We start from the raw sequence: 6,682 nt of genomic DNA on the forward strand, positions 1-6,682 counted from the left end.
TTAAAAACAAAACATTTAAGATATTGATAATGTTTTGTTTTTGGAGTGAATATGGATCAGAGAACGCAACAATTTCTGAATGAATACTTGGCCTCGTTGACAGAAATAGAGCGCCAACGTTACACATCATTTAGTGCCGATTATTTTTGCAATGATGAAGTGAATGCGAATCACTGCGCCGATTTAATCAGTAAAGGCATTAAAACTGCGACTTGTAGTATGAAGCATTGGTATCAATCGGGTGCTGAACCTATGCCAAAAGTGGGGCATTTATTAGTGGTCACAGATTGGAGTGGCGAACCTACATCTATTGTTGAGATAACGGCGGTGAGTGAATGTAAGTATGTGGATGTAACTGCAGAGTTTGCCTATTCTGAAGGCGAAGGCGATCGTAGCCTTGATTGGTGGCGAGTTGCACATTGGGATTTCTTTGCAAAAGAATGCCTGACTGCTGAAATAGAAATAAGTGAAGATATGGAGCTGGTATTGGAGCATTTTCAAGTAGTGCATGCCGCAGCGGCTTAATAGTTAGTTGTTATTATGGAATCATGGCCCGACATGTGTAATTTCGTCTATGTTTAAAGGTGATTGTAATTATAGAGGGAGTTATAAATTGATGAAAATAAAAATATTAGCGATAGCGGCTGTATTAACCTTAACAGCTTGTGACGATGACCAGATCAGCACTGTTGTGAGGCAAGCGAGTGATCCTGTTTATAGCGGTAGCCAGGAAGGCTTGTTAAGTTATGGTGAACAATTATGGCAAGATCCAACTATTGGTAACAGCGGGCTTGCTTGTGGTACTTGCCATACTGGTGGTAGTGCATTAAATGCGACCTTTAAACAACCTTACCCCCATTATGTGGCTATGGTGGAAGACCAAACTGGGCTGATGTCTGTGACTGCAGAGCAGATGGTGCAATTTTGTATGTTGAAACCAATGCAAGCTGATATGTTTGCTTGGGATTCAAAAGAGCTGGCAGCATTAACCTTGTATGTTGAAAGCGTCGTCCAGCCGGAATACATCAAGCAACATCCTTAGCCATAGAACAGGTTACAGCGCTCGATTGATACTGTATAGAACTCACATCATATCGAACGAACACTGTAACCTGCTATTAATACGTATCTTTTAGTTTTAATGCAATCAAGGCCGAGGTGACGATAAATAGCGCCGATATCCACAAACACATTTCCAAGCCGTAAACTTGAAATACCCAACCAGATAATACAGTACCTATCAAGCGTCCCATAGCGTTAGCCATATAGTAAAAGCCAACATCCATTGACACACCATCATTGCTGGCTAAATTCACGATTAAATAGCTGTGTAATGATGAATTAATGGCAAACAGACCACCAAATATCAATAAGCCGACAATAATCGAAAATTGCACATAGAACTGGTAGTGCAGCGCGATAGCAATCAATGCAGGAACAACAGCGAGATAACCAGCCCAGACTGCGGCAGAGCGTGGTGATGGCGTGCTGCCGGTGAAGCGTGGGGCGATTGATTGCACCATGCCATAACCGATAACCCAGCTTGCCATAAAGCCGCCAACCCACCAATGATCCCAGTTAAAGGTGGTCGCTAAAAACACCGGTAGTGCCACTACAAACCACACATCTCGCGCACCGAATAAAAATAACCGCGCTGCAGAAAGTAAATTAATTGAGCTACTTTTAGAAAATATTTCAGTAAATTTTGGCTTGTTTTTGGCTTTTCCCAGTTCAGCCTTCAAACTGAGTAAGCTCCCAATCCAGACTGTCAGCAGCATCACCGCCATGAGCTGAATTGCGCCTTTGAATCCGAACGTTGTTAGCAGCACACCACCTAAGAAAAAACCGATACCTTTTAACGCATTCTTAGAACCGGTTAAAATCGCCACCCATTGGTACAGTCTGTTGTTGTTACTATCGCCATTGCCCTTGGGCACCAGTAACTTTATGGCACTCTTGGCACTCATCTTATTCAAGTCTTTGGCAATACCAGATAAAGCTTGTGCGAGCATCACATAAACAACAGTCAGCATGTCAGCGGGTACGGTTAACATCATCAAGGCAATAATTTGCATCGCCAAGCCAATATTCATGGTTTTATTTAGCCCTAAACGAGCACCTAACCAACCACCAAGTAAATTAGTGATGACACCGAACACTTCATAAAACAAAAACAACATGGCGATATTAACAGGGCTGTAACCAAGCTGATGAAAATACAGCACAACCAGCATGCGTAGTGCGCCATCAGTTAAGGTAAAGGCCCAATAATTACCGGTAATGATGAGGTATTGTTTTATTTGTGGGGAAATACCCGCTAACGTTTTAATCATTTGTCCGAGCGACCCACCATACGAGCAAGTTCTGCGGCGCGATTTGCATAACCCCATTCATTGTCATACCAAGCATATATCTTAACTTGAGTGCCGTTTACCACCATAGTTGATAAGGCATCAATAATACTTGAGCGTGGATCGGTTTTGTAGTCAACGGATACTAATGGACGCTCCTCATAACCCAAAATGCCTTTAAGCTCTGCTTTTGCGGCTTGTTTGAAATAGCGATTCACTTCCTCAGCCGTGGTTTCACGTTCAACCTCAAAAACACAATCTGTTAGTGATGCGTTGGCTAATGGCACTCGGATCGCATGACCATTTAACTTACCTGTTAGCTCAGGAAAAATATTGGTGATCGCGGTTGCTGAGCCGGTTGTTGTTGGAATTAACGATGTTCCGCATGCGCGCGCACGGCGTAAATCGGCGTGTGGTGCATCCAGAATGGTTTGGGTATTGGTGATATTGTGGATCGTGGTCATTGAACCATGTTTTATCCCCAGTTTTTCTTTTAAAACTTTAACCACCGGCGCGAGGCAGTTGGTGGTACAAGACGCAGCGGTCACAATCGGGTGCTGGTTTTTGTTATACAAATTGTCATTTACGCCCATCACCACGTTTAATACCCCTTTTTCTTTAACTGGTGCAGTAACAACAACACGCTTAACGCCTTGGTCTAAATAGGCTTGTAGTAGCGCTGTGGTTTTTATTTTACCTGACGCTTCAAGTACCACATCACAATCTGACCAATCGGTATCTGCAACTGCGGTATTACGTGTGCAAGGGATAAAGTGATCGGCAATGATCATACGATCACCAAGATAATCAGCGTGGTGTTCCCAACGGCCATGAATAGAGTCAAAATTAAGTAAATGTGCCAGCGTCTCAGCATTACCAGCCGGATCATTGATCTGGACAATTTCTACATCAGCCCAGTTAAACGCTGCGCGCATTGCCAAGCGACCCATGCGGCCAAACCCATTGATACCGATTTTAATAGTCATCTTATTCTCCAAAATACAGATTAAGTTAATTTATGTTTTAAGTTAATTTAAGTGTAGTAATTAAGGCTTTGAATAGTTAAAAACATCTTTACTGCGGTTAATAATAGCGACAAGTGACAGCATAATAGGTACTTCAACGAGTACCCCAACAACCGTGGCGAGTGCTGCTCCAGAATGCAGACCAAATAATGAAATAGCCACGGCGACTGCGAGCTCAAAGAAATTTGAGGTACCAATCAAGCATGCCGGACCGGCGATGTTATGTGGTAGTTTTAACTTTTTAGCCGCAAAAAAGGTAATCGCAAAGATCATGTAGGTCTGCAATGCCAGCGGAATAGCGATAAGCACAATGGTCTTAGGATCGTCAATTAAAGTATTAGCCTGAAAACCAAATAACAAAACAACCGTCGCGAGTAAACCTAAAATAGACCAAGGTTTTAACTTGGCAAGCACATGTTGGATAGCTTCTTTGTCATTGGCTTTGTTTAACTTTTTACGGGTCAGGATCCCGGCAATCAAGGGTAATACCACATAGAGTACAACAGAGATAAGTAAGGTCTCCCAAGGCACGTTGATATCACTGACTTCGAGTAGAAATGCTGCGATAGGTGCAAATGCAAACACCATGATGATATCGTTCACCGATACTTGTACTAAAGTATAATTTGCATCGCCTTTGGTCAGTTGTGACCAAACAAATACCATTGCGGTACATGGTGCAACGCCGAGTAAGATCATACCGGCAATATATTCTTGTGCAGAGTTGGGATCAACCATATCAGCAAAAAGCACTTTAAAAAATAACCAAGCAAAGGCAGCCATAGTAAAAGGTTTCACGATCCAATTAATGAATACCGTGAGGAATAACCCTTTTGGATTTTTACCGACATCTTTAATCGCTGAAAAGTCGATTTGTACCATCATCGGATAAATCATGATCCAGATAAAGACCGCGACCACTAAATTAACATGTGCAATTTCTAAATTTGCAATTAACTGAAAAACGTCAGGTTGCCAAACACCTAAAGTGACACCAGTAGCGATTGCAAGTGCTACCCAGACTGATAAATACCGTTCAAATATACCCATGTTAGTTCCTACCCGCAGTGTTGTTGTGTTCTTTCTGGGCGTTTGCCCATGTCGTTGAGTCGCTGTATATCAGCAGTGATTAAGCTATTATGTTGTTGAGCGCTGAGCTCGACAATTGATTTTATCCATGTTGCTAATTCAGGATTGATGGCATAAAAGACCCACTGTTTGTATTTTCTATCAACTAATAAGCCATACTTACGGAGCTGAGATAAATTGCGTGAGATACTTGGCTGACTTGCAGTGAGCGCCGAGATTAATTCACACACACAAAGCTCTTTTTCTTGAGCTATGAGCATGATGATTCTGAGACGTGTTTCGTCTGATAAGAGTTTAAAAAGTTGCGCTGGTTGCATATAACCTCGATAGTACATGTGTTTTTTGTTATATGTAGTGTATGCGCTAAATGTTATATGCGCAAGTCGGTATATGTAATAATTGTTATATTCTGTTTTTATCTACTTAAATGGCCATATGCTTGAGCAATGACCAGCTGTTTGTATTGAATAAGTAGTATAAAGAGATTGTTCTATGTCATTAATTACCTTAGAATTAGTGAACTGATTTCACGCATTAATTCAAAAATAAATGCTATCGCTTAATCATACTCACCGTTACCATCTCGGGAGTATCGGCACTTAGTTCTCCTTATACAGGTCTCGTTAATGGATATAACTCTTTTACTTTTTATTGCAACAGCATTTAGTTTTGGCATGCTTGTTAACCTTACTGGGCTGCCGCCTATGGTTGGTTTTCTATTAGCTGGCTTTGCGCTTAATTTTTATGGTTTTGAAGCGACGGCGGGCTTGCAAACATTTGCGGATCTTGGTGTCACCTTACTCTTGTTCTCGATTGGCTTAAAGCTCGATATTCGCACCTTGTTTAAAGCCGAAGTATGGGGTGGGGCAAGTGTACATCTCTTTGCCAGCATTGCTTTTTACGCGGTTGTTTTATTTATCCTAAAACAGGTTGGGTTAACCTTCTTTACTAACTTAGATACTTTCTCGCTAGTGCTGGTGGCATTTGCCTTAAGTTTCTCAAGTACGGTATTTGCAGTTAAAATTCTTGAAGAAAAGAGTGAAACGAACTCGTTATATGGCCGTATCGCGATTGGTATCTTGATCATGCAAGATATCTTTGCCGTGGTATTTTTAACCGTATCAGTCGGTAAAATTCCGTCGTTGTTTGCGGTTATTTTATTCGCTTTACCATTAATTCGCCCCTTGTTGTTTAAATTGTTAGATAGAGTTGGTCACGGCGAACTGTTGGTTTTGTACGGTATTTTCTTGGCCCTTGTGCTTGGTGCAGGACTGTTTGAAGCGGTTGGCATGAAAGCGGATCTTGGTGCTTTGATTGCGGGTATGTTATTAGCAGGCCATGCCAGTGCCAAACAGATGGCCAGAGCCTTGTTTAATATGAAGGAGATGTTATTGGTTTGCTTCTTCCTCAGTATTGGTTTAGGCGGACTGCCGACTGTTGATCACTTGTTCGTGGCGGGTATTTTAGCGATAGCATTATTTGGTAAAATAGCTTTGTACTTCGTAACGTTAGCTAAATTCAAATTACGTGCTCGTACGTCACTATTTGCTGCATTTTCGCTGGCCAACTACAGTGAGTTTGGTTTGATTGTCGCAGCACTGGCGACTTATGAAGGTTGGTTATCGCAGGACTGGTTGATTATTACGGCACTGGCGGTATCGCTGAGTTTTGTGATCGCGTCGTTACTTAATAAGTATGCTGATGATATATATAATTATCTCACTGATAAGTTAGTACGTTTTCAGGCCTCAGAATTACACATTGATGATCGTCCCGTGTCACTTGGTGATGCCGAAATATTGGTCATGGGGATGGGTCGTATTGGCGCTGGTGCGTACGATGAATTGAAAACGCAATACGGTGATAAAGTGCTAGGGCTTGATTACAATAATCAGAAAACCTTAGATCATTGTGAGTTGGGTCGACGTGTCATCACTGCCGATGCGCTGGATACTGACTTTTGGAATAAGTTAGAGATGACAGATAACATTAAACTGGTGTTATTAGCGATGCCGGATCATCACGGTAATCATTATGCGGCAGAGCAGCTACATAAACTGGAACGTTGTAGTTTTCAGGTTGCGGCACTGGCTCATTTTAAGAGTGATGAAGATGAACTGAGAGCGCTTGGGGTTAATCCTGTTTATAACATGTACCAAGAAGCGGGCGCTGGTTTTGCTCACCATGTTTGGACTGAGTTAAACATTCCAACACCGC

At 41.9% G+C, this 6,682-nt stretch carries 7 protein-coding genes; 3 read left to right on the forward strand and 4 right to left on the reverse strand.

Annotated features, from left to right (window positions below; all coding sequences use genetic code 11):
* The first annotated feature begins 51 nt into the window (after positions 1–51).
* Together QNK26_RS02230 and QNK26_RS02235 are read left to right on the forward strand one after the other, a co-directional pair.
* Positions 52–525 carry an ASCH domain-containing protein gene (locus QNK26_RS02230; protein ID WP_319220634.1) on the forward strand — a complete coding sequence of 158 codons (474 nt, stop codon included), beginning with the start codon at positions 52–54 and terminating at the stop codon, positions 523–525.
* 91 nt (positions 526–616) lie between these two features.
* Positions 617–1,042 (forward strand): hypothetical protein, encoded by a 426-nt coding sequence (locus tag QNK26_RS02235; RefSeq protein ID WP_319220635.1) that lies wholly within the window; start codon positions 617–619, stop codon positions 1,040–1,042.
* Positions 1,043–1,118: 76 nt separating this feature from the next.
* Here QNK26_RS02235 and arsJ read toward each other — a convergent pair whose 3' ends face one another.
* The 4 genes from arsJ to QNK26_RS02255 are packed head-to-tail and all read right to left on the reverse strand — an operon-like array spanning position 1,119 to position 4,782.
* The gene (arsJ, locus tag QNK26_RS02240) at positions 1,119–2,333 is read right to left on the reverse strand and encodes an organoarsenical effux MFS transporter ArsJ (RefSeq protein WP_319220636.1); all 1,215 of its coding nucleotides are present in this window, start codon (positions 2,331–2,333) and stop codon (positions 1,119–1,121) included.
* On the reverse strand, positions 2,330–3,337 hold the full coding sequence (locus QNK26_RS02245; protein WP_319220637.1) for an ArsJ-associated glyceraldehyde-3-phosphate dehydrogenase: 1,008 nt from the start codon (positions 3,335–3,337) through the stop codon (positions 2,330–2,332). Before QNK26_RS02245 ends, arsJ begins: the two co-directional genes overlap by 4 nt.
* A gap of 60 nt (positions 3,338–3,397) precedes the next feature.
* Entirely contained in the window at positions 3,398–4,426 is a 1,029-nt protein-coding gene (gene arsB, locus QNK26_RS02250) for an ACR3 family arsenite efflux transporter (RefSeq protein ID WP_319220638.1), read from the reverse strand.
* An 8-nt stretch (positions 4,427–4,434) separates the two neighbouring features.
* Positions 4,435–4,782, reverse strand: coding sequence for a metalloregulator ArsR/SmtB family transcription factor (locus QNK26_RS02255; RefSeq protein WP_319220639.1), 348 nt, complete (start codon positions 4,780–4,782; stop codon positions 4,435–4,437).
* Positions 4,783–5,091: 309 nt separating this feature from the next.
* Here QNK26_RS02255 and QNK26_RS02260 point away from each other — a divergent pair.
* The coding region (locus QNK26_RS02260; RefSeq protein ID WP_319220640.1) for a cation:proton antiporter at positions 5,092–6,682 on the forward strand (1,591 nt) is incomplete at its 3' end.

Source organism: Moritella sp. (genome assembly GCF_033791185.1).
Lineage (GTDB): Bacteria > Pseudomonadota > Gammaproteobacteria > Enterobacterales > Moritellaceae > Moritella.